The sequence below is a fragment of the Streptomyces sp. UNOC14_S4 genome (assembly GCF_020740835.1).
In the GTDB taxonomy this organism is placed as follows: domain Bacteria; phylum Actinomycetota; class Actinomycetes; order Streptomycetales; family Streptomycetaceae; genus Streptomyces.
In genome coordinates this window covers 1-881 of the sequence record NZ_JAINFC010000994.1, presented here as the reverse complement: position 1 = coordinate 881, position 881 = coordinate 1, and the positions used below count along the sequence as shown (strand labels likewise).

At 70.3% G+C, this 881-nt stretch carries 1 protein-coding gene; it reads left to right on the top strand.

The annotated features are described in order from the left end of the window. Window positions 1-263: 263 nt before the first annotated feature. Window positions 264-881 (top strand): hypothetical protein (locus K6I34_RS37540; protein ID WP_229332482.1); only part of this gene is annotated, 618 nt, incomplete at its 3' end.

Below are 881 nucleotides of genomic sequence, written 5' to 3'. Positions count from 1 at the left end.
CCCCGCCCCAGGAGGATCCACGGCAGGATCCGCGGCAGGCAGAAGTGCCCCGCGCGCGGGAGGCACTCCCGCCCTCCGACTTCACGACGGCAGTGGAGACACCGCCGCCCCCCGATCCCGAGCAGCTGTGGGAAGCCCCGCTTCCACCACGCCCCCCGCAGACACGGGAACCCCTCTGGCCCTCGAAGCCCTCGCCGAGGAACACGCAGAAGGACGACGCGCGGAAGAGCCACCAGGCACCACCGACGCCTTCGGGCCCGGACGTGGAGGACGAGCAGCCGGACGACACCGCATCGCGGGCCTGCACCCCGGCAGACCCGGAGTCCTCGACGAGTACCGCTGCGGTGGAGGGCCTGGAGGGTCTGAAGAGCCCGGAGGACGTCGAGCGTTCGGAGAGCGGAGAGGGGCCGAAGGGCTCAGAAGGCTCGGGGGATTCGGAAGGTTCGGGGGATTCGGAGATCTCCGCGATCTCGCTGGCCTCGCTCCTCACGGAGGGCTCCGAGGCGCGGGACGCCTCCCCGGACACCCCAAAGGCAACAGACACCCCAGAAGACACCCCAAAGGCCTCGGGCAGCCCGAAGTCCCGGACATCACCTCAGCCCCGGAAGCCCAAGCAGCCACGCCGACCGCTTCCGTCGCCCTCGACCCCCTTGCCGGACAGCCAGGACGACCAAGACGACCAGAACGACCAGAACGACCACGACGACCAGGCCGAGCAAGCCAAGGCAAGCAAGCCGGATGCCGCCACCGGCGCCTCCTCCGATTCCGACGGCCCTCGCGCGCCGCACGGCCCTCGCGATCCCCGCGAAGCGTTCGAGTCCCGTGAACCCCACGATTCCCATAATTCCCGTGAATCCCGCGACTCCCGTGAATCCCGGGAC